The 24,666-nt window shown below is 66.5% G+C and carries 28 protein-coding genes and 2 riboswitches; of the genes, 10 read left to right on the forward strand and 18 right to left on the reverse strand.

What is annotated here, in order from left to right:
* Window positions 1-56: 56 nt before the first annotated feature.
* The 5 genes from cobA to cbiE are packed head-to-tail and all read right to left on the reverse strand — an operon-like array spanning window position 57 to window position 4,417.
* Window positions 57-776, reverse strand: coding sequence for a uroporphyrinogen-III C-methyltransferase (gene cobA, locus FIU86_RS02680; RefSeq protein WP_152473669.1), 720 nt, complete (start codon window positions 774-776; stop codon window positions 57-59).
* Entirely contained in the window at window positions 773-2,083 is a 1,311-nt protein-coding gene (locus FIU86_RS02685; protein WP_152473670.1) for a cobyrinate a,c-diamide synthase, read from the reverse strand. Before FIU86_RS02685 ends, cobA begins: the two co-directional genes overlap by 4 nt.
* The gene (cobM, locus tag FIU86_RS02690) at window positions 2,080-2,883 is read right to left on the reverse strand and encodes a precorrin-4 C(11)-methyltransferase (protein ID WP_152473671.1); all 804 of its coding nucleotides are present in this window, start codon (window positions 2,881-2,883) and stop codon (window positions 2,080-2,082) included. The genes FIU86_RS02685 and cobM overlap by 4 nt, the downstream gene beginning before the upstream one ends.
* A complete protein-coding gene (locus tag FIU86_RS02695; RefSeq protein WP_152473672.1) occupies window positions 2,880-3,236 on the reverse strand; it encodes a cobalamin biosynthesis protein in 357 nt (118 codons plus the stop codon). Before FIU86_RS02695 ends, cobM begins: the two co-directional genes overlap by 4 nt.
* Window positions 3,233-4,417, reverse strand: coding sequence for a precorrin-6y C5,15-methyltransferase (decarboxylating) subunit CbiE (gene cbiE / locus FIU86_RS02700; RefSeq protein ID WP_152473673.1), 1,185 nt, complete (start codon window positions 4,415-4,417; stop codon window positions 3,233-3,235). The genes FIU86_RS02695 and cbiE overlap by 4 nt, the downstream gene beginning before the upstream one ends.
* Here cbiE and FIU86_RS02705 point away from each other — a divergent pair.
* Complete coding sequence (locus tag FIU86_RS02705; RefSeq protein WP_152473674.1) at window positions 4,416-5,165, forward strand: cobalt-precorrin-6A reductase; 750 nt, start codon at window positions 4,416-4,418, stop codon at window positions 5,163-5,165. The two genes, cbiE and FIU86_RS02705, sit on opposite strands and share 2 nt — an antisense overlap.
* Here FIU86_RS02705 and cobJ read toward each other — a convergent pair.
* From cobJ to FIU86_RS02740, 7 genes are read right to left on the reverse strand one after another with little or no spacing between them, the layout of a single operon-like run.
* A complete protein-coding gene (gene cobJ / locus FIU86_RS02710) occupies window positions 5,138-5,890 on the reverse strand; it encodes a precorrin-3B C(17)-methyltransferase (protein WP_152473675.1) in 753 nt (250 codons plus the stop codon). The genes FIU86_RS02705 and cobJ overlap by 28 nt on opposite strands.
* Entirely contained in the window at window positions 5,887-6,618 is a 732-nt protein-coding gene (locus tag FIU86_RS02715) for a precorrin-2 C(20)-methyltransferase (protein ID WP_152473676.1), read from the reverse strand. The genes cobJ and FIU86_RS02715 overlap by 4 nt, the downstream gene beginning before the upstream one ends.
* Window positions 6,615-7,244, reverse strand: coding sequence for a precorrin-8X methylmutase (locus FIU86_RS02720; protein ID WP_152473677.1), 630 nt, complete (start codon window positions 7,242-7,244; stop codon window positions 6,615-6,617). The genes FIU86_RS02715 and FIU86_RS02720 overlap by 4 nt, the downstream gene beginning before the upstream one ends.
* Window positions 7,244-8,374 (reverse strand): cobalamin biosynthesis protein CobG, encoded by a 1,131-nt coding sequence (locus tag FIU86_RS02725; RefSeq protein WP_152473678.1) that lies wholly within the window; start codon window positions 8,372-8,374, stop codon window positions 7,244-7,246. The genes FIU86_RS02720 and FIU86_RS02725 overlap by 1 nt, the downstream gene beginning before the upstream one ends.
* Window positions 8,371-11,646: a cobaltochelatase subunit CobN gene (gene cobN / locus FIU86_RS02730; RefSeq protein WP_152473679.1), complete on the reverse strand. Its 3,276-nt coding sequence runs from the start codon at window positions 11,644-11,646 to the stop codon at window positions 8,371-8,373. The genes FIU86_RS02725 and cobN overlap by 4 nt, the downstream gene beginning before the upstream one ends.
* Window positions 11,647-11,649: 3 nt before the next feature.
* Window positions 11,650-12,702, reverse strand: coding sequence for a cobalamin biosynthesis protein CobW (cobW, locus tag FIU86_RS02735; RefSeq protein WP_152473680.1), 1,053 nt, complete (start codon window positions 12,700-12,702; stop codon window positions 11,650-11,652).
* Entirely contained in the window at window positions 12,699-13,076 is a 378-nt protein-coding gene (locus tag FIU86_RS02740) for a DUF1636 domain-containing protein (protein ID WP_152473681.1), read from the reverse strand. Before FIU86_RS02740 ends, cobW begins: the two co-directional genes overlap by 4 nt.
* Window positions 13,077-13,152: 76 nt before the next feature.
* Window positions 13,153-13,353, reverse strand: a riboswitch (cobalamin riboswitch).
* A gap of 33 nt (window positions 13,354-13,386) precedes the next feature.
* Here FIU86_RS02740 and cobO point away from each other — a divergent pair.
* Both cobO and FIU86_RS02750 read left to right on the forward strand, forming a co-directional pair.
* A complete protein-coding gene (gene cobO / locus FIU86_RS02745; RefSeq protein ID WP_152473682.1) occupies window positions 13,387-14,010 on the forward strand; it encodes a cob(I)yrinic acid a,c-diamide adenosyltransferase in 624 nt (207 codons plus the stop codon).
* Between the two features lie 64 nt (window positions 14,011-14,074).
* Window positions 14,075-15,520 carry a cobyric acid synthase gene (locus FIU86_RS02750; protein ID WP_152473683.1) on the forward strand — a complete coding sequence of 482 codons (1,446 nt, stop codon included), beginning with the start codon at window positions 14,075-14,077 and terminating at the stop codon, window positions 15,518-15,520.
* A 2-nt stretch (window positions 15,521-15,522) separates the two neighbouring features.
* Here FIU86_RS02750 and cobD read toward each other — a convergent pair whose 3' ends face one another.
* The 4 genes from cobD to FIU86_RS02770 are packed head-to-tail and all read right to left on the reverse strand — an operon-like array spanning window position 15,523 to window position 18,785.
* Window positions 15,523-16,497 (reverse strand): threonine-phosphate decarboxylase CobD, encoded by a 975-nt coding sequence (cobD, locus tag FIU86_RS02755; protein WP_152473684.1) that lies wholly within the window; start codon window positions 16,495-16,497, stop codon window positions 15,523-15,525.
* A gap of 7 nt (window positions 16,498-16,504) precedes the next feature.
* Window positions 16,505-17,440, reverse strand: coding sequence for an adenosylcobinamide-phosphate synthase CbiB (gene cbiB / locus FIU86_RS02760; RefSeq protein ID WP_152473685.1), 936 nt, complete (start codon window positions 17,438-17,440; stop codon window positions 16,505-16,507).
* Window positions 17,437-18,210: a propanediol utilization protein gene (locus tag FIU86_RS02765; protein WP_152473686.1), complete on the reverse strand. Its 774-nt coding sequence runs from the start codon at window positions 18,208-18,210 to the stop codon at window positions 17,437-17,439. Before FIU86_RS02765 ends, cbiB begins: the two co-directional genes overlap by 4 nt.
* On the reverse strand, window positions 18,207-18,785 hold the full coding sequence (locus tag FIU86_RS02770; protein ID WP_152473687.1) for a histidine phosphatase family protein: 579 nt from the start codon (window positions 18,783-18,785) through the stop codon (window positions 18,207-18,209). The genes FIU86_RS02765 and FIU86_RS02770 overlap by 4 nt, the downstream gene beginning before the upstream one ends.
* A gap of 53 nt (window positions 18,786-18,838) precedes the next feature.
* On the opposite strand from FIU86_RS02770, the gene cobU reads away from it, so the two are divergent.
* Genes cobU through FIU86_RS02785 form a run of 3 tightly spaced genes read left to right on the forward strand, consistent with a single transcriptional unit; the run spans window position 18,839 to window position 21,091 of the window.
* Window positions 18,839-19,369, forward strand: coding sequence for a bifunctional adenosylcobinamide kinase/adenosylcobinamide-phosphate guanylyltransferase (gene cobU / locus FIU86_RS02775; protein WP_152473688.1), 531 nt, complete (start codon window positions 18,839-18,841; stop codon window positions 19,367-19,369).
* Window positions 19,353-20,369 carry a nicotinate-nucleotide--dimethylbenzimidazole phosphoribosyltransferase gene (gene cobT, locus FIU86_RS02780; protein ID WP_152473689.1) on the forward strand — a complete coding sequence of 339 codons (1,017 nt, stop codon included), beginning with the start codon at window positions 19,353-19,355 and terminating at the stop codon, window positions 20,367-20,369. The genes cobU and cobT overlap by 17 nt, the downstream gene beginning before the upstream one ends.
* Entirely contained in the window at window positions 20,366-21,091 is a 726-nt protein-coding gene (locus FIU86_RS02785) for an adenosylcobinamide-GDP ribazoletransferase (protein ID WP_152473690.1), read from the forward strand. Before cobT ends, FIU86_RS02785 begins: the two co-directional genes overlap by 4 nt.
* 18 nt (window positions 21,092-21,109) lie before the next feature.
* Here the strand turns inward: FIU86_RS02785 and bluB are convergent, their stop codons facing one another.
* On the reverse strand, window positions 21,110-21,784 hold the full coding sequence (gene bluB, locus FIU86_RS02790) for a 5,6-dimethylbenzimidazole synthase (protein WP_152473691.1): 675 nt from the start codon (window positions 21,782-21,784) through the stop codon (window positions 21,110-21,112).
* 263 nt (window positions 21,785-22,047) lie between these two features.
* Window positions 22,048-22,254, forward strand: a riboswitch (cobalamin riboswitch).
* 35 nt (window positions 22,255-22,289) lie between these two features.
* Between bluB and FIU86_RS02795 the strand changes: the two genes are divergently transcribed.
* From FIU86_RS02795 to FIU86_RS02805, 3 genes are all read left to right on the forward strand, one after another.
* Window positions 22,290-22,466, forward strand: a complete 177-nt coding sequence (locus tag FIU86_RS02795; protein ID WP_152473692.1) for a CbtB-domain containing protein — start codon at window positions 22,290-22,292, stop codon at window positions 22,464-22,466.
* Window positions 22,467-22,469: 3 nt separating this feature from the next.
* Entirely contained in the window at window positions 22,470-23,171 is a 702-nt protein-coding gene (locus FIU86_RS02800; protein ID WP_152473693.1) for a CbtA family protein, read from the forward strand.
* Window positions 23,172-23,243: 72 nt separating this feature from the next.
* Window positions 23,244-23,741 carry a hypothetical protein gene (locus tag FIU86_RS02805; protein WP_152473694.1) on the forward strand — a complete coding sequence of 166 codons (498 nt, stop codon included), beginning with the start codon at window positions 23,244-23,246 and terminating at the stop codon, window positions 23,739-23,741.
* Here the strand turns inward: FIU86_RS02805 and FIU86_RS02810 are convergent.
* Window positions 23,725-24,105, reverse strand: a complete 381-nt coding sequence (locus FIU86_RS02810; RefSeq protein WP_368373162.1) for a DUF1636 family protein — start codon at window positions 24,103-24,105, stop codon at window positions 23,725-23,727. The genes FIU86_RS02805 and FIU86_RS02810 overlap by 17 nt on opposite strands.
* 338 nt (window positions 24,106-24,443) lie before the next feature.
* Between FIU86_RS02810 and FIU86_RS02815 the strand changes: the two genes are divergently transcribed.
* Complete coding sequence (locus FIU86_RS02815; protein WP_152473696.1) at window positions 24,444-24,665, forward strand: hypothetical protein; 222 nt, start codon at window positions 24,444-24,446, stop codon at window positions 24,663-24,665.
* The last annotated feature ends 1 nt before the right edge of the window (window position 24,666 follow it).

Here is a 24,666-nt window from a genome sequence, read left to right on the forward strand (position 1 = left end):
GGTCTGGGCCCGTCGCGTCGCGCGAAGAGAGCGGGATTTTGGGGCGCGTCGCTGCATCATGTTTCCGCCAGAGATCCGTAAAGGATGAGGGCGGGATGGTCGCTGCTCTCCTGCGCCAGCAGATCCGACAAGGTTGCGACGGTATGGCGGCTGATCTTCTGTTCGGGGCGGCTGACGGCTTCGGCCAAGATCGCGGGGGTCGCGGGCGGAAGGCCCGCATCGATCAGGCGCACGGCCAGTTGCGGAAAGGTGCGCTTTCCCATGAAAACCACGGTTGTCGCGGCGGGATCGGCCAGAGCGGCCATGTTGACGTCCTCGGGAAGGGCGCCGGTGACGTCGTGGCCGGTGATGTATTGCACGCGTCGGGCGGTCAGGCGACGCGTGAGGGGAATCCCGGCGGCGGCCGCAGCGGCATTGGCCGACGGAACGCCGGGGATGATTTCGTATGGGATGCCCTCTGCCTTGAGAGCGACGATTTCTTCTTCGAGCCGGCCGAACACGCCGCTGTCGCCAGATTTCAGGCGCACGACACGCTGATCCAGACGGGCGTAATCCACGAGCAGGCGGCTGACGTGGTCCTGCTTGGGCGAGTTGCGTCCGGCCCGCTTGCCCACGCCTACAAGGTCGGCCCCGCGCCTTGCGTGGGCCAGGATCGGACCCGAGGACAGGTCGTCGAAGAGCACGGCGTCGGCGCGCTTGAGCCGGTCGACGGCCTTCAGCGTCAGCAGGTCGGGGTCGCCCGGACCCGAGGACACGAAGGACACGAAGCCGGTCATGGCGTTTCGTCCCCGGTGATGAGGTGAAAGAAGGTGCCGGACACGTGACCCCGGGTCGAGCCGGTTTCCGGCACCGGGTTGCCATCGGCGTCTGCCACCTGCGCCAGCGGCGCGTCGGGCTGGTCGAGGATGGTGGAATAGTGGAATTCATGCCCGCGCAGGGTTGCGCTTGCATCGAATCCCGGCATCGGGGCCGAAAGTGTCGCACGGCGGTATCCAAGGTGGAATTTGCGCTTTTCATAGGAGGTGACAAGACCGAGAAGCCCGGCCATGTCGTGGCGCGTACCGTCCTTGTCGATCAGCGCCTGGCCAAGCGCCATGTAGCCGCCGCATTCGCCGTGGACCGGTTTTGACTCGGCGTGTTTGCGCAGGGCGGTGCGGAACCGCGTGGCGGCGGCCAGTTTGCCCGCGTGCAGTTCGGGATAGCCGCCGGGCAGCCAGACGAGATCTGCATCGGTATCGGGCGCTTCGTCCGCCAAGGGGGAGAAGGGCAGGATCTGGGCGCCGGCGGCGTGCCAACCTTCCAGCAGGTGCGGGTAGGTAAAGCTGAAGGCGGCGTCGCGGGCGATGGCGATGCGTTGCGCCGGGGGGCGGGGCAACGCGGCAGGCGCGGGCAGGGGAGCGCCGCGGGCGGCGGATTTGATCGCGTCGAGATCGACATTCTCGCGCAGGAAGGCGGCATAGCCGGCGATGGCGGCGTCGAGATCGGGATGTTCGACCGCTTGGATCAGCCCCAGGTGCCGTTCCGGCAGGGTGAGGTCGCCGCGCCGGGGCAGGACGCCCAGCACGGGCAACCCCGCACGGTCCATTCCCAGCCGGGTCAGCCGTTCGTGTCGTGGCGAGGCGCAGCGGTTCAGGATGACCCCGGCGAAGGGCAGGTCTGGCATGTATTGCCGGAACCCCAGTGCGGTGGCGGCGGCGGACTGCGCCTGGCCGCCAACGTCGAGCACCAGCACCACGGGCCAGCCCATGGCCAGCGCGGTTTCCGCACTTGATCCGAAGCCTTGCTGGCCGCGCGTGGCGACGCCATCATATAGCCCCATCGACCCTTCGGCCACGCAGATATCCGCGCCCTCCGCCTGCCCGGCGATGGCCTGCCAAAGCCCCTTGCCCATGGCCCAACCGTCAAGGTTGAAGCTGTCGCGCCCGCAGGCGGCTTTGTGAAAGGCGGGGTCGATGTAATCGGGGCCGGACTTGAACGGTTGCACGTTCAGCCCGTCATCGGCCAGCGCCCGCAGGAGGCCCAGCATCACGGTCGTCTTGCCGGTGCCCGACGACGGCGCGGAAATCAGCAGGCCGGCGCTCATGACGTGCCTTCGCTTTCCGGGGTCCAGTCAGACCATGGGCTGTCGGCGCTTTGGGGCCGGTAGCGGCGGTCGTAGTCCACGGCATAGAGGCAGGACTCTTCAAACCCTTCGCCTGACAGCGCGGGACCGACCAGGATCAGTGTTGTGCGCGTTATGTTCTCGCCAAGGCGGGAGGCGATATCGTCGAGCGTGCCGCGGATGATCTGCTGATCCGGCCAGGAGGCGCGGTAGACCACGGCGACCGGACAGTCGGCGCCGTAGGCCGGTGTGAGGTCGGCGGTAACGGTGTCGAGGTTCTGGATCGACAGGTGAATGGCGAGGGTCGCGCCGGTGGCTGCGAAGTTGGACAGCGTCTCGCCCGCGGGCATCGAGGAGGCGCGACCCGGCGTCCGGGTCAGCACCACGGATTGCGCGATACCGGGCAGGGTCAGTTCCGCGCCCAGTGCCGCGGCGGCAGCGGAGAAGGCTGGCACGCCCGGTGTAACCGATACAGGAACGTCGAGCGCCCGAAGCCGGCGCATCTGTTCGCCCATGGCCGACCAGACAGAAAGATCGCCGGAATGCAGGCGGGCGACATCTTGGCCGGCCTGATGCGCGGTTTGGATCTCCGCGATGATCCGGTCGAGATCGAGCGGTGCGGTATTGATGATACGGGCGCCTTCAGGGCAATGCGACAGCACCGCTTCGGGCACCAGAGATCCTGCGTAAAGGCAGACCGGGCAGGACGCGATGATGTCGCGGCCGCGCAGGGTCAGAAGATCGGGCGCGCCGGGACCGGCGCCGATGAAGTGAACGGTCATGGGGTCTTTCCTTGGGCCAAGGCACAGGTGGCCATGCGGTCGTTAGAAATGGAGCGGGGGGCCAGCAGTGTCGCGCCGGGGCCTGCGGCGGCAAGCGCCGCGGCTTCGGCGACCGAGCCGGTACCGCGTGCGCGCAGGGACGCCGCGGAGGTGCTCTGCGTGGCTTGTAGCGTCAGTTCTTCGGGCGGTATTGCGTGCAGAGGCAGGCCAAGTTCCCGGGCAAAGGGTTCCAGCTGATCGGCTTTGTCCTGCGCCGTGGCCAGCGCATCCGGCGCGCCGCCGGTCCGGGCCAGCGCATCGCGGAACGACTCTGGCGTGGCCCGCGTGGTGAAGCCCATCCCAGCGACGATCATGGAAAGCTCCATTGCGTGATCGGGTAAGCTTGCGCCCAGCCGCGTTTGCGTCCCACGGGTTGCGCTTGTGCCACCTCGATGCGGGTCAGTTCTCCACCGAGGCGGGCATGGGCATCGGCCAGCAGCGCCTCTGATTCCAGGGTGACCGCGTTGGCGACGATGCGCGCGCCGTCCAGGGCCTCGATCCAGGCCAGAAGCGGGGCCGACAGACCGCCGCCGATGAAGACGGCATCGGGTTTTGGCAGGTCGTTCAGCGCGGCGGGGGCTGTGCCCTCGACCACGTTCAGGCGGTCGACGCCAAGCGCGCGGGCATTGGCATTGATCAGCGCGATGCGGTCGGCGCGGGGTTCGATGACGCTGGCCGTGAGGGATGGATCGCAGAGCAGCCATTCGATCCCGATGCTGCCCGAGCCGCCGCCGATATCCCACAGATGCTCACCCGGACGGGGGGCGAGCGCAGATAGGGTCAGCGCCCGGACAGGCCGCTTGGTCATGACGCCGTCGGTTTCAAAGAGCGTGTCGGGCAGGCCGCTGGCGCGGGGCAGGACGGGGCCGTTGCCTGAAACCTCGATCGCGGCGCAGACCGGGTGGGCGAAGTCGCCGGACAAGGCGTCGGCGGTGGCGTGCGTAATCCTTTCCCGAGGTCCGCCCAGTGACTCCATTACCGTGACCTCCGAGGTGCCGAACCCGGTATCGCGCAGGTAGGTCGCAAGTTCTGTCACCGCGTTGCCGTCGCGCAGCAGGACGACCAGGCGCACGCCCGGCGACAGGTGCGGGCGCAGGCGGGTCAATGGCGCCGCGTGCAGGCCGACGCAGATCGTGCGGTCGAGCGGCCAGCCGAGCCGGTTCGCGCACAGCGAAAACGTCGACCGTCCCGGAAAGGCGCGCCATTCGGACGGGTCCAGATTGGCGGTGATCGGCGTGCCCGCGCCGAACCAGAACGGGTCGCCGGACGCCAGAACGACGCAGGGCGTACCGCGCAGGGCCATCAGGTCTTTGACCCCCTTGGAAAATGGCACGGGCCAGAGGATCGTGCGGGCGGATGTTTCGATCAGCGACAGGTGCCGCTGGGGCCCCATGACAATTTCCGCCGTGTCCAGCGCGGATCGGCTTGCAGCGCAGAGGCCGTCCGGTCCATCTTCGCCCAGACCGATGATAGTCAGCCACGGAGCCTCAGACATGACACCGACTGTTCTGCTGCTTGGCGGCACGACCGAAGCCATGCAAATGGGGCAGGCGCTGGCCGCGCAGGGCGTGCGGGCCACGATCAGCCTTGCGGGCCGGGTCAAGACCCCCGCGGAGCAGCCGCTGCCGGTGCGCATCGGCGGCTTTGGCGGTGTGAATGGGCTGGTCGACCACCTCAAGGCGCAGGAGGTGAGCCATGTCATCGACGCGACCCACCCCTTTGCCGCTCAGATGAGCGCAAACGCGGTGGCTGCCTGTGACACGTTGGACATGCCCCTGCTGGCACTGACCCGGGCGCCTTGGGAGGCCGAGGCGGCGGATCGTTGGACCCATGTGCCGGATATTGCCGGCGCGGTGACTGCGCTGGCCGGTCCGACGCGGCGCGTCTTCCTTGCGCTGGGACGCATGAACCTGCCTGCCTTTGTCGCGCAGCCGCAGCATGACTACCTGTTGCGGCTGGTCGATGCACCGGATCGGTTGCCGCTGCCAAAGGCGCAGGTCGTCGTTGACCGCGGGCCGTTTGACCTCGAGGGCGATCTCGCGTTGATGCGGGCGCATGGCACCGAACTGGTGGTGTCCAAGAACGCGGGCGGCACGGGGGCGCAGGCCAAGATCATCGCGGCGCGGCAGCTTGGCCTTCCGGTGGTCATGATCGACCGGCCCGCCATACCGTCCCGTGCCGAGGCGCACAGCGTCGAAGAGGCGCTGGACTGGCTTCATGGCGCCACCGCGCGCGGCGTATAGACGATGGGTGCGCCGCGCCGTTCGATGAGCCGGGTGGTTGAGTTTCCGACGAGGACGACCGTGCGCATGTCAGCCATCTCGGGTGCGCATCGTGACAAGGGCACGACCTGCAGTGACTCTTCGGGCGTGCTGACGGCGCGTGCGAATATCACCGGGCGGTCGTCGCCACAGGCGTCGTTCAGGATGTTCAGTGCCCGGGCAAAGCCTTCGGGCCGGGATTTCGATCGCGGATTGTAGAAGGCCATGGCAAAATCCGCCTCTGCCGCGAGGCGCAGGCGTTTTTCGATCAAAGCCCAGGGCTTGAGATTGTCGCTGAGGTTGATGGCGCAGAAATCGTGTCCGAGGGGTGCCCCGGCGCGCGCGGCGGCGGCCAGCATGGCAGTGATGCCGGGAAGGACGCGGATGTCGAGCTCGCGCCAGTCGGGCGGCCCCGCCTCGACCGCCTCGAACACTGCCGAGGCCATTGCGAAGACGCCCGGATCGCCCGAGGACACCACCACCACGCGCTTGCCCGCGCCGGCCATGTCCAGCGCGTGGCGGGCGCGGTCCAGCTCGACACGGTTGTCGGATGGGTGCAGCGTCAGCCCCGGACGCTCGGCCACGCGGGCGACGTAGGGAATGTAGCCGACCACATCGGTGGCCTGCGCAAGTGCTGCGGTGACCTCGGGCGTCACAAGGTCGTCCGCGCCGGGGCCGAGGCCTGCTATGACGACGCTGCCCGTCATGGACGCCGACCCTGCCCGTGTACGATGATGATCGAGAAATAGGGCGTGATCTTGTCCTCGGCCTCGGACAGGCGTTGCACCGTCTGGTTGGGCATTGAGGCGTATTCCACGAGCCAGGCCGCGTCGTACCGGCCCGCCTGGCGCAGCGCACGGCGGATTTTTTCGATGTTGCGGCCGATCTTCATGATCACCAGAGCGTCGGCCCGCTTCATGTGTTCGACCAGCGTGTCCTCGGGCAGGGTGCCCATCAGGGTCGAAAGCACGTCGTCGCCCCAGGTGATGGGGGCGTCCGTGGCTGTCCACGCGGCAGACATGCCGGTTATGGCGGGTACAACCTGCACCGGGCAGTCGTCGCTCAGGCGTGAATGCAGGTGCATGAAGGAGCCGTAGAAGAAGGGGTCGCCCTCGCAGACGATCACCACATCCTCGCCCGTGTCGGACAGGGCGCGCAGCCGGTCGGTGCAAGTCTGGTAGAATGCCGACAGCATTTCGTTGTATCGCGGATCGGTCAGCGGAATTTCGGTGGTGACCGGGTATTCCATCGCGATTTCGGCCACGTCGTCGCGCAACAACCCTTCGACGATGCGCCGGGCCTGGCCTTGCCGGCCCGCCTTGCGGAAAAACGCGACATGCCGCGCCCCGCGCAGCAGGCGATCGGCCTTGACCGACAGAAGCTCGGGGTCGCCGGGGCCGAGCCCCACGCCCCAGATCGTGCCCGGCGTACTCATTCCGCGCGGCTCGCGATGGCGTTGATGGCGGCCACGGTGATGGCGCTGCCGCCCAGACGGCCCTCGACGATGCAGCAGGGCACAGGCTGATCGGCCCAGAGCGCATCCTTTGATTCGCGCGCGCCGACGAAGCCGACGGGGCAGCCGATGATCGCCGCCGGGCGCGGGCAGTCCGGATCTTCGAGCATGTTGAGAAGATGAAAGAGAGCGGTGGGCGCGTTGCCGATGGCGACCAGCGCCCCGGCCAGTTTCGGGCGCCACAGTTCCAGCGCGGCGGCGGAGCGCGTGTTGCCCATCTCGCGCGCACGCTCGACGATACCCTCGGAGTGCAGCGTGCAGAGCACCTCGTTGTCGGCGGGCAGGCGGCTGCGCGTGACCCCTTCGGACACCATGCGCGCATCGCAGAAGATCGGCGCGCCATTTTCAAGCGCGGCGCGGGCGGTGCGGGCAAATCCGGGGGAGAAGCGCACATGCTTTTCCAGCCCGACCATTCCGGCGGCGTGGATCATGCGGACGGCGATGGGCTCTTCATCCGGGTCGAACCGCGACAGCGCGGCTTCGGCCCGGATGGTGGCGAAGCTTTCGCGGTAGATGGCCGCGCCGTCCTTTTCGTATTCATATGGCATCAAAGGGTCTCGTTCAGGTCTTCAGGGCCGAGGCCCCGTGCGCAGGGTATGTCCCACGGTGTTCCGCTGCGGACAAGGTCGAAACGTCCGTCGCGTCCTATCAGGGTTGTGTCTGCGGCGCGGGGAAGGGCGCAGCCTTTGGCGCAACCGGAGACGTGCAAGGTGCCGGAAACCCGGGGGGCGAGATCGCGGGCGATATCCATCGTGGCCACACTCGCCTGTGGGCAGAAGGGCGCGCCCGGGCAGGCGTGGGCGGACATGAGCGGATTGCCGGGATCGGTGACGAATGACGTGTCACCGGGGATGCCGTCCACCAGCAGAAACAGGCGGTTCAGCATCAGGCGGATATGTGACGCACCGCTGGTTTTTAGAAGGGTCTGTAGGTCAGTGGCGGCCAACTTGCCGAACGGTGCGCCGAGGATGAACCCATCGGGCACGGGGCCGGGGACTCTTGGGGCGGATTGCGTGCGCGGTTCTGCGACAGTCCAATCTTGTGGAAGCGGGTGCTTGGCGAGGTGCCGCGCCATGCGGCCCGCCGCATGGCCGCCGGTCTCGGCGAACCATTGAGCCAGGTCCAGAAGGGCGGATGTGGCCGATGCCTCTGTCACGGGGCGGGCCTTCGGGGCGCCGTCGGCGCGCAGGAGCAGCGCGCCGGAGGCGTCCAGTTCGAACCGGAAATCCGCGGAACCGTCGCCGAGGCAGGCGTCGGGACCGGTGTCGACGGCAAAGCCCATCTTCTCGGGCAGGTCGGGCAGGTCCGGAAGGGTGGCGAGAACCCGGTCGTAGAGCCGCTGGGTCAACCCGCCCGCGTCGCGCCGGCCCGGCACGAGGATATTGCGATGTCCCTCGATGGCGGGGTCGGCATCTATCAGTCCAAGCGCGTCGAGCGCGGCAAGAAGGGCGGGGTGGTCGGTCTCGGCCACGCCGCGCAATTGCAGGTTGGCCCGCGAGGTCAGGTCGATCACGCCGTTGCCGTAACGCTGCGACAGATCGCACAAGGCCAGCGCTTGTATCGCGGTCAGTTCGGCCCGGAAGGGTCGCACGCGGACCACGAGCCCGTCGCCCGACTTCATCGGGCGGTGCGCCCCGGGGCACCAGCCCTTGACGACAGGGGGCGCGGCGCTGTTCATGCGCTGTCCTCCAGCCCGGCCAGGATCGCGTTGCGGCGGGTTCGCCAGAGGCCGGCATCGAGCAAGGCGCGGAACCGGTCCTGCATGGCGGCATACGCTTCGGGGTTGGCCTCTCGCAGAAAAGCGTCGGTGTCGGGGTCGCCCAGTGTCGCATCGTGGTACGCGTCAAATAGATGCGGGCCGACGACCTGCGCGAGATGGGCGAAGGCGGCCATGTGATCGAGCGTGGCGGCGATTTCGGCGGCGCCTCGGAAGCCGTGGCGTTTCATACCCGCGATCCAGCCGGGGTTGGTGGCGCGGGCATGGACGACGCGGGCGATTTCCTCGGGCAGGGTGCGGGTGCGGGGACGCGCGGGATCGGTGGTGTCGAGATGATAGAGCGCGGCCCGCCCGCCGGTCACCGATTGCGCGGCGGCGAACCCGGCCTCGTGCGTGGCATAGTCGGCGGCGAGCAGAAGGTCGGTTTCGGGCAGGTCCTGAAGGTGGACGAAGCTGTCGGCATTCTCGACCCTGGCGCGGATGCCGGCGTCGTCGCGCGTGGCCTCGTCGCCGTCGAGCGCCCAGGCGGAGGCGGAGAGCCAAGCCTCGCCCGCCTGGGTTCGGGCCTCTGCGGTGTAGATTTCGGGGGCGGCGCCCATGCCGAGGCCGAAACTGCCGGGGGCGGGGCCGTAGACGCGCGCGCCCGAGGCGTGACCGGCATAGGGGTTCCAGTCGGGGGCTTCGTCGCGCTGTTCCAGCGCACGCACTGCTTGCGAGAAAAGGCCCGAGAGGGTCGGAAACACGTCTCGGAAAAGTCCCGAGACGCGCAGGGTGACGTCGATGCGGGGGCGGTCCAGTTCGGCGATGGGCAATACTTCCAGCCCCGACACCCGTTCCGAGCCCTTGTCCCAGACCGGCCTGACGCCCAGCAGATGCAGGGCCATGACAAATTCTTCACCCGCCGTACGCATTGTGGCCGAGCCCCAAAGATCGACGATCAGGCCGCGGGGCCAGTCGCCTTCTTCCTGCAGATGACGCCGGATCAGTTCCTCGGCCAGCTTGACGCCCTGGGCGTATGCGGCCCGCGTGGGAACAGAGCGGGGATCGGTGGTGAAGAGGTTGCGCCCGGTGGGCAGCACGTCATCGCGGCCGCGATAGGGCGAGCCGGAGGGGCCTGCCGCGATGCGCCGACCGTCGAGCGCGTCGAGGAGAGACTGCCGCTCGGCCGTCGCGCTGTGTTGCATCGGTTTGGCGTCGGTGTCCGGTCGGCCCCAAATGTGCAGGCCGTCGCCGAACATGCTTTCCTTGATGTCGCAGACAAAGCGGTCGATGCGGGTGATCGCTTCGGCCGTCGAGGTGGCGCGGTCGAGACCCAGGTCGTCTTCGACACCGAGGGCCTGCGCCTCGGCACGGATATCGGCCTGCAGGCGGTCGCGGCGCCGGGGGTCGAGCCCGTCGGCGGTTGAAAATTCGTCGAGCAGCGATTCCAGCGTCGACAGGCGGTCGGGGGCTGCGCTGGCCAGCATCGGCGGGGGCACGTGGCCCAGCGTCACGGCGCCGATGCGGCGCTTGGCCTGAGCGGCCTCGCCGGGGTCGTTGACGATGAAAGGATAGATGACGGGAAGCGCGCCGGTCAGCGCCTCGGGCCAGCAGGCGGGCGACAGTGCGACGGCCTTGCCCGGCAGCCATTCAAGCGTGCCATGCGCGCCGATGTGAAGGAGCGCGTCGGTTTGGGTCTGGAGCCAGAGGTAGAAGGCGACATAGGCGTGGCGGGGCACGCGGGAAAGGTCGTGGTAGTCGTCGTCGCGGGTCTTGAGCGTCCCACGTTCTGGTTGCAGCGCGACGGTGGCGTTGCCGAGGCGCAGGGCGGCAAACCGGAATTCCCCGTCCTCGGCATCGGCATCATCTTGGGGTCGTCCCCACGCCAGGTAGAGGTCCTCGCGCAGAGTGGAAGGGAGCCGCGCCAACAGCGTCTTGTAGTCCGCAAGCGACAGGCGCATGTCGCGCGCCAGCAGGCGGTCCTCAAGTTCTGCCGGTGTCGCGTCCAGCGTGTAGCCCGCGTCGCGCAGGTCCGACAGGATGGCACGGGCCGAGGCGGGGGCGTCGAGACCCACGGCGTGCCCCATCTGCCAGTCCTTGCCCGGATAGGTCGAGAGGATGATCGCCGGGCGACGCGACGCGACTGGCTTGGCGGCGAGGTCGAGCCAGCCTTGAACCCGTGCCGCCAGTGCTGCGGTCAGCTCCGGCTCTGCCCGATGCGCGAAGCGGGAAAACTCCAGATCGGGATCGCGCACGCCGGGCTCCTTGAAAGAGACCGTTCCGCCGGTCAGGCGACCGTCGACCTCGGGCAGAACGACATGCATTGCAAGGTCGGCGGGCGAAAGGCCGCGCTCGGAGCCGTCCCAGGCGTCGCGGGTGGAGGTGGCCAGCGCGGCCTGAAAGACCGGGACGTTGCCGGCGTCGAGTGGTGACGTGCCGTCGTCGCCCTTGCCGGAAAAGGCGGTGGCGTTGACGATGGCGTGGGGGCCGTAGGCCTGCACCTGCCGGCGCAACCAGCCCGCCGCCTCAGGGGCCTTGAGCGATGGGGTGAAGAGTGCGCGAACATGGTGGCCCCGCGCCTGAAAGGCGCGCATCAGCGCCTCGATCGGGGCAAGGTCTGCGGCCACCACGTAGGAGCGGTAGAAGACGATCAGGATGCGTGTCTGCGTGACGGGCAGGTCGGAGAGCGGGCAGCAGGCACCGTGCTCGGGCGTCCAGGCGCCGACCATGGGCAGCACCTTGGCCCCGCGCACCGGCGCGGCATAGAGGCCGGCGGCGAGCGCCAGCTGCTGAAGCGCGGCCTGGGCCGCGATGCTGCCGCCGTTGTCGCAAAGCTCAGCAAGGCGCCGCAGGGTCGATACGGGCAGGGTGGAATAGGCGTCAAGCCGGGGGTCGGGCCGGCCGTCGGCGGGCAGGACAGCAAGCGCGATGCCTTTTTCCTGCGCCAACGCCAGGACCTGTTGAAGCCCGTATTCCCAGTAGGGCACCCCGCCGATCAGCCGGATCAGGATACCCTTGGCGCCGGTCAGCGTCTGTTCGACATAGGTGTCGACCGACAGCGGGTGGCGCAGGGCGGTGAGATTGGCCAAGCGCAGGCCGGGCAGGCCGTCGCGCCGCCGATGCCAGCCTTCCGCGAAGGCGCCAAGGTCACTGTCGGAAAAAGACAGCACCACCAGGTCCGCCGGGCTTTGGCCCAGGTCGGTCGGGGTGTCGGTTTCTTCCAGACCGTGGCTTTCGCGGAAGACGACGTGCATCGGTTACTCGGCGGCCTCGGCCGGAGCCAGCACGGCGCGGATTGCGTCGACATTCACGTCGTCATGCTCGGCGATGACGACGAGACGCCCGCGGCGGGCCTCGTCCGGTTTCCACGGGCGGTCGTATTGATGGCGCACGCGCGCGCCCACGGCTTGCGCCAAAAGGCGCATCGGCTTGCCGGCGACGCTGGCATAGCCCTTGACGCGCAGGATGTTCTGGTTGTTGGCCATATCTTCGATGCGGCTGACCAGATCGGAAGGATCAGCCAGTTCGGGGATTTCGACAACGATGGATTCGAAATCGTCATGCTCGTGGTCGTCGTGATCGTCGTGGTGGCTGGGGCGGGCGTCCATGTCATTCTCGGCGGCGGCTTCCAGCCCAAGGATCACGCGGGGATCGACGACGCCCTCGGCGACCTCGACCACGGGCAGGGGGCGGGGGGCTTCGGCGGCGATCACCTCTTTCGCCCGCGCCACGCCGTCGGGGCCGGCAAGATCGGGCTTGGTCAGCAGGATGATGTCGGCGCAGGAGATCTGGTCCTCGAACACTTCCGAGAGCGGGGTTTCATGGTCGATGCTGTCATCCGCCAGGCGCTGGGCGTCAACCCTGGCCACATCGGGGGCAAACCGGCCCGCCGCGACGGCCTCGGCATCGGCGAGCGCGATGACGCCGTCGACGGTGATCTTCGAGCGGATATCGGGCCAGTCGAACGCCTTGAGCAGAGGTTTGGGCAGGGCGAGGCCACTGGTTTCGATCAGGATGTGATCGGGGCGCGGGTCGAGCGCCATCAATGCCTCGATCGTCGGGATGAAATCGTCGGCCACGGTACAGCAGATGCAACCATTGGCCAGTTCCATGATGTTTTCCGCCGGGCAATCGGGGATGGCGCAGCTTTTCAGGATGTCGCCATCGACGCCGACATCGCCGAATTCGTTGACCACCACAGCCAGACGGCGGCCGCCGGGGTTCTGCATCAGGTGGCGCACCAGCGTCGTCTTGCCGGAGCCCAGAAAGCCCGTGATGACAGTGACGGGAAGTTTTGCAAGATCGGTCATTGGTCAGCCTTTGCAGTCAGGGGTGGGATGCGCGCAACGCAGTTGCGCTTGAAGTGTTCGGGGCGCTGGCGCCATGGGATCAGCCCGTCCTCGGTCTGTTGATAGAGGACCGCGCCTTCAAGCAGCATGTCGGGATGCGACGTTTCGTCGAGATTTCCGTACAAATAGGTCCAGCGTTCGCCGCCGCGCATGGCGGCGGTGCAGCCGGAGTCGCAATTTTGCAGGCATTCGACGGGAGTCACGGTGACGCCATCGGGCAGCGCACGCGCCGTGACCTCCTCATAGAGGCGCTGGCCGGGACGGCGCTCGTCCTCGGGGATTTCCTGCCCCTTGCGGCACTTGATGCAGATCAGCAGCTCGATGGGCGTGCTCATGTGTCCTCCACTATCGGGGGTGCGCACGGGGGTGGCGGGTGGCCACCCATCCGAGCCCGGCACACCCCGTCCGGTCCGTCTTTTCCTTCTTGTTGGCAGGTCTCCCGGCTTGCGGTTTCGGGCCCATCGGCCCACGGTTTCCGGCCTTCCCGGCATTGCGCCAGTGGCGGTGGAAACCTTCCCGGTTCACGGTCGCGGGGGCGGCTGTGCCTGGCGCGATGCGCTGCACATTCCCTTTTCACCTGTTTACACAGGCACCAACACGGTGCGACATGCTGTGAAAACCCACCTTGTGTCAAGGAGACGTCCCATGTCCGACCCGTCCGAAGCGGAAAAGACTGCCCGCCACAACGAGAAGATGAAGAAGATAAAGGCCGCGCGCGACCGCATGATGGAGGACAAGACCGAGGAGAAAGGCCTGATCATGGTCCATACCGGACCGGGCAAAGGCAAATCGTCCTCGGGGTTCGGGATGATTCTGCGCTGTATCGCGCACGGGATGCCCTGCGCAGTGGTGCAGTTTATCAAGGGCAACTGGGTGACCGGCGAGGCCGAGATGCTGCGCAACCGGTTCGCGGAAGAATGCCGGTTCTTCATTTCGGGTGAAGGGTTTACCTGGGAGACGCAGGACCGGGAGCGCGACATCGCCGCCGCGCAGAACGGCTGGAACATCGCGAAAGAGCAGATTCGCGACCCTGAGATGAAGTTCGTGCTGCTGGACGAGATCAACATCGCGCTGCGCTATGACTATATCGACATCGACGAGGTCGTGGATTTCCTGTTGCACGAAAAACCTGCGATGACGCATGTGTGCCTGACGGGGCGCAACGCGAAACCCGAACTGATCGAGGCCGCCGACCTTGTAACCGAGATGAGCCTGGTGAAGCATCCGTTCCGGGACGGGATCAAGGCCCAGAAGGGTGTCGAGTTCTGATGTGCCGTGTCCTTGTCGTCGGGACGAAGCGCCCGGCGATGATACCGGGTGAAAGGAGCCGTCCATGCCCGCGATAATGATCCAGGGCACGGGATCGAACGTTGGCAAGTCGATGCTGGTGGCGGGCCTGTGCCGGGCAGCGCGGCAGCGGGGCTTGAGCGTGGCCCCGTTCAAGCCGCAGAACATGTCGAACAATGCCGCGGTGACGGCGAACGGTGGCGAAATTGGCCGTGCGCAGGCGTTGCAGGCGATGGCCTGCGGGGTGGCGCTGCACACCGATATGAACCCGGTTCTGCTGAAGCCGGAAACGGATGTTGGCGCCCAGGTGATCGTGCAGGGCAAGCGTCTGACCACGGCCAAGGCGTCGGAGTATTCCGGGCTGAAGCCGACGCTTCTGGCAGCGGTGCAGGACAGTTTTGCCCGTTTGCGGGCCCGGCATGACCTTGTGATCGTCGAGGGCGCAGGCTCGCCGGCCGAGATCAACCTGCGCAAGGGCGACATTGCGAACATGGGCTTTGCCGCGGCAGCGGATGTGCCAGTGGTTCTGTGTGGCGATATCGACCGCGGCGGCGTCATCGCGCAGATCATAGGCACGCAGGCGGTCCTGCCAGAGGCGGATGCGGCGCGTATCGGTGGCTTTCTCATCAACAAGTTCCGCGGTGATCCGGCGCTGTTCGAAGATGGATACCGGGAGATCGAGGCGCGCACCGGCTGGCGCGGCTATGGCGTGGCGCCGTGGTTTCCCGAGGCGTGGCGGTTGCCGGCGGAGGACGCGCTGGACATCGCCGACAGCCCGGTTCAGGGCGCGTTTCACATCGTCTGCCTGCAATTGTCGCGGATCGCGAATTTCGATGATCTCGACCCGTTGACGCAGGAGTCGGGCGTGCGGGTCACGATGCTGCAACAGGGGCAGGTGCTGCCAGTGGATGCGGATCTGGTTATCATTCCCGGTTCGAAATCGACGCGCGGCGACCTCGACTTCCTGCGCCGGCAGGGATGGGACATCGACCTTTTGGCGCATCACCGTCGCGGCGGCAGGGTGCTGGGCATTTGCGGCGGCTACCAGATGCTGGGGCGAACTGTCTCGGACCCGGCGGGGATCGAGGGGCCGCCGGGGGATACGCCGGGGCTTGGACTGCTGGACATCGAAACGGTCATGGGGGGCGACAAGAGCCTGGCCCAGGTCGAAGCGCACCACGTGGGACTGGACCTGCCGTTTGCCGGGTACGAGATCCATATCGGTCGCAGCGACGGCCCGGACCGCGCGCGGCCCTTCGCCCGGGTGGCTGGCGTGGCCGAGGGGGCGGTGTCTGCCGATGGTCGCGTGGCGGGCAGCTATCTGCACGGGATGTTCGGGGATGACAGGTTCCGTGCGGCCTGGCTTGCATCGAACGGGGCCGACGCCTCGGATCTGGGATACCGGGCGACGGTGGAGCGCACGCTGGATGCCCTGGCTGCACATCTTGAGGCGCATCTGGATGTCGGGGGCCTTTTGGCGCTCGCCAGATGAAATCAGGCGGCGCCGATCGCTTCTTCCAGTTGCTGCCAGCGGGTCTGTGGTGGCAAGCCGAGGCGTAGCCAGCGGTCCGAATAGGGGAAGATGCGGGACCACACCCTGTTGATCGCAAGGGATTCTTGTGCCCTGTGGGCCTCGGCCACGTCGTAGGTGCGGAAGAGCGGGGTGCCCCCGACCAGTGTCCAGCCGGCGTCGGAAGCCAGGGAATCGAGCCGCGCGGCGTCTTGGGTCAGCCTTTCGACCGCGCGCGCCTGCCACTCGTTGTCTGCCAGCGCCGCGCATGCAATCTCGATGGCGGGGCCGGAGACGGGCCAGGGGCCCGCCAGATCGGCAAGATGGTCGGCGACGGCCCCCGAGGCGAGGGCGAAACCGAGTCGCAGGCCCGCCAGACCGTAGAACTTGCCGAAGGACCGCAGGACGACGCAATTGGCGGGACAGTCTCTGGAGCCGATGGACAGGTGGGGCTCGGGATCGACAAAGCTTTCGTCGACGATCAGCAGCCCAACACCGGCGGCGAGGTCGATTAATGCCTCGGGCGCGGCGCGGCGGCCGTCCGGGTTGTTGGGGTTGACTACCACCGCAAGGTCCGCACCCCACAGGCCGTCTGCCGATGCGACCTCTTCGACCTGCCAGCCGCAGGTTCGAAGGGCGGCGCCGTGTTCGTTGTAGGTGGGGGCCATGATGGCGGCGCGGCCCGGTTGGGCCAGCCTCGGCACCAGCTGGATCGCACCTTGTGCACCATTCATCGGGATGACGCGCAGGGACGTTGCGTAGGCGCTGGCCGCTGCATCGCGCAACCGCGCCAGGTCTGACTTGCGCGGCAGAACCGCCCAGGCGTCGCCAGAGATCGGCGGCACAGGGTAGGGTTCGGGATTGATGCCCGTCGACAGGTCGAGCCAGTCGGCGGGGTCGCCGCCCAGCCTGGCAATGGCGGCGTCCAAATTGCCGCCGTGATCTCGGACTTCCGTCATGATGCCCTTAGAGCAGCGCAAGACCGGCCAGCGCAAGGGCGCATAGCGCCATCGCGCGACGGTAGAGCGACAAGGCGCGCACCAGATCTTCGGGGGCCGGATCGGGGGCGGCGCCATTCAACCAGGGCTCGTCGTTGGCACGACCGTCATAAATGCGAGGCCCGGAAAGTCGGACGTTCAGGGCACCGGCCATCGCGGCCTCGGGCCAGCCCGCATTCGGGGACCGGTGCCCGGGCGCGTCCTGCTGCATCACGTGAAGTGTGTGAAAGAACGCTTCCGAGGCCAGTGCGAAGAAGATGCCGGTCAGGCGGGCGGGAAGCCAGTTGACGAGATCGTCCAGCCGGGCGGCGGCTTTGCCGAACGCCTCGAACCGGTCGTTGCGGTGGCCGATCATGGAGTCCATCGTGTTGATGGCCTTGTAGGCGGCGATGCCGGGCAGGCCCAGAACCACACCCCAGAAGACCGGGGCGATGATGCCATCGGAGGTGTTCTCGGCAAGGCTTTCCGTAGCTGCCCTCGCGATGGCTGGCGGGTCGAGTTGGGACGGGTCGCGCCCGACGATCATGCTGACGGCGTGACGGGCAGCTGGTGTATCCCCCGCGGCCAGCGGCTGTGCGACGGCAGCCACATGCGCGTGCATGGAACGCATGGCGACCAGCGGCCAGGCCAGCACTGCACCGACCAGCGCGCCGGCCCACCCATCTGGCAGAAACGCCTGGACGAGCAGGGCGGGAAGGGCGGCGAGCAGGGTAAGCCCCACGACCAACACGGCACCGGCCATCAGGCGTCGGCGGCGGGAGCCGGTGTTCAGCCGGCGCTCGACCGCTGTAATCGCCCGGCCAAGCCACGTGACCGGGTGGTCGACACGGGCATAGAGCCGATCGGGCCAGCCGAAGGCGAGGTCGAGGGCGAGGGCACCCAGCATCATCAGGGCGAAGCTCATGCGATGCCTGTCTCGAAGCTGAGGATGGTCTCGAGCCCTGCTTCCTGCAGGGCGGATGGTCCGTGCGGCGGGATGGTTCCCGGCGCAAAGATCAGCCCCCGGGCAGATCCGGTATGGGCGCGCACCGTGCCCAATGCACCGAGATCGCGGGCGAGATCGGCCATCGGATCGCGCGGGCCGCGGCGCGCGGTGCAGCGCCGCGCGGACTCCGAGGCGAGGGCGGCGACGCGGGGCAGATCCCGTGCCTCGGTGGCGGCGGCCCATGCGCCGGTCAGGTCGGAGACGTCATCGAACGCGTTATCCCCTGCGTCCGTGCAGACGGGTGCGCCCCACAGACCGCCAAGAATCGCGGCACGAGGCGGGACGGGCATCGTTCTAAGAACCTCGCCCGACCGCGATGCCCAGAGGTGCTGATCGGCGGTGTCGAACATCAGTGGGTCGGTGGCGCCCTCTATGGCGATGCAGGCCTTGGCAAGCCGTTCGGGTGTGCCGTCATACCCGGCTGCCCTGGCGGCGGCGACCAGCGTTGCGGTTGATCCGCCCGCCCCGATGCCAAGCGCGAAATTGCGGCGCGCGCCCGGAACGGCATCCATCCCCAGGTCACGGGCGAAGCGGACCAATTGATCAGCGGTGAAGGGCAAGGCCTCCTCGGACGGGGCCGTGACACGCATCGCGGAACAGGTCAGGGTCACCAGGGCGACCGGCCCCGACGGGCCCAGCCGTCCTTGGATCCATTCCCCGAAATGGCCGCAGACCGTGACATGCGTCATGTGCGGTTGACCTCGATCACCGAAAGCGGGCCGTCGGGGCCGCACCGCAGACGCGTTATCGACAGGTGCGCCACCTCGAATGCGAGTCCGCCTGGGCCATGCCCGGTCACGAAGCCGAGCGCGGCGCGGATCACGCCTGCATGGACGATCAGCGCCACCGGACCATGCGCCGCGGCATAGCGCCCATGCTCGATCAGGGCGGGAACCACGCGTGCGCAGAGGTCGTCGAAACTCTCGCCGCCCGGTGATCGATGCGCGGCCAAGGTGACGCTGTCCAGAACGCCGATGTCAGGCAACTGATCAAGGGGGATGCCGTCATGCGCGCCAAAATCCTGCTCCCAAAGGCGTGCGTCCTGCTCGCAGGGTCCGAAAAGCGCTTCGGCGGTCTGGCGGCAACGTCGTGCCGGACTGCTGATGACCCGCGAGAAGGAGGCAAGACGACTTTCAAGTTGGGTGACGGCCTTGGTGTCGAGAGCGGCCGCGACGTCGGTGCGGCCATAAAGACGCCCCGGAAAGGCCACGGGGGCGTGACGGATCAGGACAAGCTCTGGCCGGGTGGGCGCAACGGGTTTCAAGACGTCGCCTTTCAGCTTTCTTTTTTTCTCGAAAAGTGCTTTCCCACGCTGCAATGAAAAAGTCGATACTCATCACCGGAGGCGCGCGGTCCGGCAAGTCGGCACTGGCCGAACGGGTGGCTTTGAAGCCTGCCGGCCGGGCGATCTATATCGCGACGGCGCGTCTGCACGCTGGCGACGACGAGATGGCCGAGCGCGTGGCGAAACACAAGGCGCGGCGCGGTGCGGCGTGGCAGGATGTTCATGCGCCGACCGATCTGGCTGGCGCGCTTAGGGACACCGATGGCAGTGTGCCGCGGCTGGTTGATTGCCTGACACTTTGGCTGACGAATCTCATCCTCGATAACAGCGACTGGCAGAGCGAGACCGACAGGTTGGTCGAGACTCTGGCGCGCCAGGCCGCGCCGGTCGTCTTTGTCACTAACGAAGTGGGGCAGGGGATCGTGCCGGAAAACAAGCTGGCCCGGCTTTTCCGCGATGCCGCGGGGCACGTAAACCAATCCGTGGCGCAGGCCTGTGACGAGGTGTGGCTGACCGTGGCGGGCTACCCGATTAAGGTAAAGCCGAATGACCATTCTTTCTGACGTCTTGTCGCTGGACCAAGTTGCGTGCCTCGCTGGTTCTTTGCCCATGGCCGATGTGAAGTCGGCCGAGGCGGCGCTGGCGCGCCAGAACAGCCTGACCAAGCCGCCGGGCGCCTTGGGGAGGCTGGAGGAACTGGCGATTTTCATGGCAGGCTGGCAAGGCACGGACCGGCCCGCCATTGCGGGTTCACAGGCCTTGGTCTTTGCGGGCAATCACGGCGTCTGCGCGCAGGGGGTCAACCCGTTTCCGCAGGACGTGACGGCGCAGATGGTGGCGAATTTCGAGCACGGTGGCGCGGCGATCAACCAGTTGTGCCGCGCGAACGGGGCCGAATTGTCGGTGATTGCGCTGGAGTTGGACCGGCAGACCGCCGACATCACCGCAGGACCCGCCATGTCGGAGGCGGAGACGCTGGACGCCTTGCGTTGCGGGGCGGCGGCTGTCGATCCCCGTGTCAGCGTGCTGATCCTCGGTGAGATGGGCATCGGCAATTCGACCATCGCCGCCGCGATGGCCAAGGGCGCCTTTGGCGGAGACGCCGCGCTTTGGGTCGGCAAGGGGACGGGGTCGGACGACGAGGGGATCACGCGCAAGATCGACGTGGTGACACGCGCCTGCGCTTGTCATTCGGATGCCGGCGGGCTGGACATCCTTGCCAGGCTCGGAGGGCGGGAGCAAGCGGCGATCTGCGGCGCCGTGCTGGAGGCGCGAGCGCGGGGCATTCCGGTCATCCTCGATGGATTCATCTGCACGGCGGCAACGGTGCCGCTCTTTGCCGCCGACCGGCGGTTCCTGGACCATTGCCTCGTCGGGCATGTCAGTCGCGAGCCGGGCCATGCGCGGCTTCTGGCGGAACTGGGGATACGGCCGATCCTGTCGCTGGACATGGCGCTGGGCGAAGGTTCGGGCGCGGCGATTGCGCTGAGCGTTTTGCGCGCAGCGCTGGCCTGCCACAACGGGATGGCGACCTTTGCGGAGGCCGGGGTGTCGGGTCCATGAGCTTGCGTGTGCGCATTTCCGAGGTTCAACTGGCGGTGATGCTGCTGACCCGGATTCCGGCGGGTCGGATCGGTGACGACCCACCGACAATGCTGGCCGCGCGGTGGGCATTCGTCCCGGTGGGGACGCTTGTCGGCGCGCTGACGTGGTTGGTCTTCTGCCTCACGGATGCGGTCGGCGCGTCTGAGCAGATTTCGGCCCTCCTGGCGTTGGGCGCCATGGCGCTGGTTACCGGCGCGCTGCATTTTGACGGGCTGGCGGATTTCGCCGACGGGCATGGTGGCGGGCGCGACAAGGCCCACGCCCTGGAGATCATGCGCGACAGCCGCATCGGCAGCTACGGCGTGGTTGCGGTGGGGTTGGTTTCGGCTTTGTGGGCGGTGTCGGTGGCCGAAGCCAACGCTGGCTTTTGCGCGTTCGTTGGCGCGGCCATGCTGAGCCGCGCAGCCATGGTGGCGGTGCAGGAGAGCCTGGCCCCGGCCCGCGCCGATGGCTTGGGGCATGAGGCGGCGGGCCGGAGCAAGGCCGCGCGCGGGGTTCTTGCGGTCGTGACGGTCGTGGCGCTGGCGGTTTCACCCTGGGCGCTGGTGGTTTGCGCGCTGGCGACCGGTGCCATCTGGTGGCTGGCGTGGCGCAAGATCGGCGGGCAGACCGGCGACGTCCTGGGGGCTGTGCAACTGGTCGCGGAAACCGCCATCTGGGTCGCTTTTGCGTGTCTTTGAGGCCCTTGGGCCGCACCGTCAGTCCTGCCAGCCCTCGTGCATGATGAGGTCATCGAGCGATATCCGCTGCCGCCACCCCTTGGCCGCCAGTTCAGGTTGGTCGTAAAGCTGATCGACATATCCCACGCAGAGGTAGGCCACCAGCTCGACATGCTCTGGGATGCCGAGCAGGGCGGCGATTTCGCGGTGATCGAAAATGCTGACCCATCCCACGCCGATCCCCTCGGCGCGGGCCGCAAGCCAAAGGTTTTGCACGGCGCAGACGGTCGAATAAAGATCCATGTCACGGTTATGCGTGCGGCCGAGGACCACCTTGCCGCCGCGGGTGCGGTCGCAGGTGACCACGATATTGAGCGGCGCCTTGGTGATTCCCTCAAGCTTCAGCGACCGGTAGGTCGACTGCCGGTCTTCGGGGAACATGGCGGCGGCTTCCTCGTTTGCGAGACTGAAGATGCGCTGCACCTGGGCTCGGCGCTTGGGATCGCGCAGCAGCAGGAAGTTCCACGGCTGCATGAAGCCGACTGACGGCGCGGCATGTGCCGCCTCGAGCACCCGACGCAGCGCATCCTCGTCGATCGGGTCAGGCAGAAACTCGTTCCGCACGTCGCGGCGCGCGTCGATGATGTCATAGAGGCTCTGCCTTTCGTGCGAGGAAAAGACGCGTGCCGGGGTTGGCCTGGGTTGATCCGCCATAAGGGGCCTCTGCGATAGATGCGGCGAGTTTCGAGCGACCCTTTCGGAGGGCGATATCCTGTGAAAAGCGTCGGCAAGCGGCCTGGTTTTTGCTTCCGGCGCGGCAGTTGTTATTTCTATGTCAGAGTGAGACGGGATTTTGCAAGCACGACGCAGATTGCGTGCCCGGGCCGGGCAGGAACTCTCGCGGTTACATTCGGTCGCTGGTTTCGAGATTCGCCTGTCGTTATGGGTTATATTGTTGACAGGTCGCAATGCTTGCTAGACTAACGGGGATGATCGGTTCCATTTCCGCACGGGATGGAGAACAGGGAACGCGGTGCGCCTGAAAACATTTGGCAATTCCGTGGCTGTCCCCGCAACTGTAGGCGGCGAATCAGGCTGAATACGTCACTGGAGCAATCCGGGAAGGCCAGCCAGACGATGAAGACCCGCAAGCCAGGAGACCTGCTGATCGCGACTGAAACCACAGGGCCTTCGGGTGTGAAGGCAAAGAGGTAGTACTATGACTGCAAAGACTGCAACCGCTGCACAGACAACATCGGCTTCTGGGCTGGTTTCGGTGATCGCCATCGCCGCTCTGGGTCTTGGTGTGATCTTCGTGGCAGGCCACGTTCAGGCCGCGGCGCTGCACGACGCGGCGCATGACGTGCGTCACGCCACCGGCTTCCCCTGCCACTGACCGATGTTCACGCGTCTGCTGACCAGCGCCTTGTTCGCTGGCGCTGCCGCAGGGTTGATTGTCGCCCTGTTGCAGCTCTTTTTCGTGCAGCCGGTCCTTCTTCATGCCGAGCTTTATGAAAGCGGGGAGCTGGTGCATTTCGGGACCGACTCGACGGTTTCGGCGACGCCGGAGCTGCCTGGCTTCGATGCCGTGCGCGACGGTCTGAGTATCATCTTCACGATGCTGATCTATTCCGGCTACGCCATGATTCTGGTGGCGCTGATGTCGCTGGCCGAGACCCGTGGTGCGGCAATCAACGCGCGCACGGGCTTGATCTGGGGTGTTGCGGGGTTTGTCGCGGTGCACCTCGCGCCCGGCTTGACCCTCGCGCCGGAAGTTCCGGGCGTGGCTGCGGCCGATGTCTACGAGCGCCAGGTGTGGTGGTTCGCAACCGTACTGGCGGCCGCGATTGCCATGTGGCTGATCGCCTTCGCCCGGAACTGGGCCGGCTGGGGGGCCGCCGTAGTGCTCTTGCTTGCGCCGCATGTTATCGGTGCACCGGAACCCGAGGTCTTTACCGGACCTGTGCCGACCGAGATCGGTGCCTTGTTCGCGTCGCGCGCGCTTGGGATAGGATTGGCGGCATGGGTCATGCTGGGGTCCTTCGCGGGCTTTTTCTGGTCGCGCGAGAGCGAAACGACTGGGCAGCCTCAGACCGCCTGAGACTGCTACACCCTTGTCGGGCGCGTGTGGTGCGCGCCCGCCTTCTTTTCAAACCTGACGCCGGGCCCGCCCATGGACCGTTCCATTCCTATGCTTTTGATCGGCCTCGTTTTCGGCGGGGGCATCGGGTTTGCCGTCGCAGCGGCCAACGGTGTCTCCCTCGACGGGCATGAGCATAGCGACCCGGCTCATCATGGCGGTCACGAGCAGCATGCCGGGGACGGTATGCACGATCATGGTGACATGTTGTCGGTTCCGGCAGGCACCGATGCGCCAGAGCTGGAGATAGAGGTGACGCCCGATCCTTCAGCCGGCTGGAACCTGCACATCATGACCAAGAACTTCCGGTTCTCGCCGGAAAACGCGAGCCGCGACCATGTTCCGGGCGAAGGACATGCCCATGTCTACGTTAACGGCGTCAAGTTGGCCCGTGTGTATGGTCCCTGGGTGCACCTGGACACCCTGCCCGAAGGCGAGGTGGAGCTAAAGGTGGCATTGAACAGCAACGATCACCGTCCATTGGCCGTGGGCGACGCTCCGGTCGCGCAGACCGTCACGTTTGGCAACTGAGCGCTGGAACACGCCCCACCAGACAGAACCGAAGCCGACCGCAGGGTTGCGCATCCTCGATCCAGCCGTTTCGCGAGGCGAGGTAGGCGCGCAAGGTTGCAACGATATCTTCTGCATCCGCGATTGGGTCCACTCCGTTGAAGAAGTAAGTGGCCCGACCTGGGCCCTGGATGGCCATCGAAACCGGGCGGGCGCATCCGTTCATGCACCCGCGTTCGACGATATGCACCGTGTCTTCCAGTTCTGCTGTGTCCAAAGCCTGGTAAAGTGTCCCAAGGTTCAAAGGGCCGCAGTTCTGACAGAAATGAATTGTGGCGGAAGGGTTCATGCGGTGTCTCGCGATGCGTCGGCAGTGTGAGTGCATACAGATCAAGGCGGTCGCGTCAATTCAGGCGAAAATCGGAAATTCGCCCATCAACACCTCAAGAACTTGTTCATATGAGAATAAACGAGACATCGAAGGACACAAGCGCGCGACCTATCACTGGCTAAAGTGCCAAAACTCGTATGTTTCTGTCACCGGCAATAATCACCGGCTTCGCCAAAGGTTGTCACTGTGTCATTGCGACGTCGCGGCTCAGAACATTGCGACAAAGTCGTTCGTAAGGTGCAAACAACTCGTGCCAATGCCCGAAGTTGTCCGAATCGATGACGCGTGCAATACTTATAGTTGTATAAAAGTTCATTTTAGGAGATTTCGCGATGGCTGATTCACTTAAAGGCCTGTCTGCCAAAGACATTGTAAAAGTAAGCAAGTTGGCCGCAGCGCCGACTTCGTCTGACGAGTTCTCTGAGGTTTTCGCCGAAGACCCGACCTTGGCATTGGCGACGAAAGGCATCGAACTTAGCCCTGGCGAAGCTGACAAGATCAAAGCAAGCCTTGGAAAGCTTGGTGGAAGCCCCGGAACAGTCGCATCCACCTAGA

Origin of the sequence: Roseovarius sp. THAF9 (assembly GCF_009363715.1) — a bacterium.
GTDB lineage: Bacteria > Pseudomonadota > Alphaproteobacteria > Rhodobacterales > Rhodobacteraceae > Roseovarius.